This window comes from Sphingomonas sp. NPDC019816, from assembly GCF_050274375.1.
Taxonomy (GTDB): Bacteria; Pseudomonadota; Alphaproteobacteria; order Sphingomonadales; family Sphingomonadaceae; genus Sphingomonas.
The window spans coordinates 1-1,033 of record NZ_JBNNOB010000283.1 but is presented as its reverse complement, the minus strand read 5'-3'; the positions used below and the strand labels follow the sequence as shown (position 1 = coordinate 1,033).

1 protein-coding gene is annotated in these 1,033 nt (G+C 62.5%); it reads left to right on the top strand.

Going from position 1 to position 1,033, the window contains the following annotated elements; genetic code table 11:
- Positions 1–141 precede the first annotated feature (141 nt).
- Positions 142–1,033, top strand: an 892-nt coding sequence (locus ACQKJZ_RS19440; protein ID WP_427733360.1) for a sucrose-6-phosphate hydrolase, incomplete at its 3' end; no start/stop codon positions are given.

Here is a 1,033-nt window from a genome sequence, read left to right as displayed (position 1 = left end):
GAACGCGGTCGGGCTGACGGCGATCCCTGGCATGGCGATTGTGCAGGCCAGTTCGCTGGTCAGCTATATCATCGGCCTGGCGATCGCGTTTGGCACCGCCTTCATACTCTCCCTCCTGTTGAAATATAAAACGGACGCGCAATGATGGAAGAACTCAGCTTAATCAAACAGGCGATGCAGGCGGTCATGAACGGCCAGCCACGCGCGCTGCGCGATCCGCACCGCCCGGCCTGGCATCTGGCGCCCAGCGTTGGCCTGCTGAACGATCCCAACGGCTTCATCCAGCACAACGGCGTTTATCACCTGTTCTATCAGTGGAATCCGCTGGGCTGCGATCATCGCAACAAGTGCTGGGGACACTGGCAGTCGACCGACTTGCTGCGTTGGGCGCATCAGCCGCTCGCCCTGGCACCAGGTGCCTGTTACGACAGCCACGGCTGTTATTCCGGCTCGGCGGTGGTGGCAGAAGATAAAATCACGCTGATCTACACCGGCAATGTGAAATTCCCCGACGGCTCACGCACTGCCTATCAATGCCTGGCTCAGGAAAGCGATCGGGGCGAATACCGCAAGCTCGGGCCGGTGCTGCCGCTGCCGGACGGCTACAGCGGGCACGTACGCGATCCCAAAGTGTGGCGTCATCAGAATGCGTGGTACATGGTGCTCGGCGCTCGGGACTTGCAGGATCGCGGCAAGGTGCTGCTGCTTCGTTCCAGCGATCTGCGCGGCTGGCAACCGCTGGGCGAGATCGCCGGTTCCGGCCTGCACGACCTGGGTGAATTCGGCTACATGTGGGAGTGCCCAGACCTGTTCTCGCTGGACGACGCCGACGTGTTGATCTGCTGCCCGCAGGGGCTGGCGCCGCAGCCGGAACGCTATCTCAACCGTTATCAGGCCGGCTATCTGCTCGGCAAGCTGGATTACCTGCAGCCGGCCTTCAGCCACGGCGAATTTCGCGAGCTGGACGCCGGCTTCGAGTTCTATGCGCCGCAGACGACGCTGGCGGAAGATGGCCGCCGCCTGCTGTTCGGCT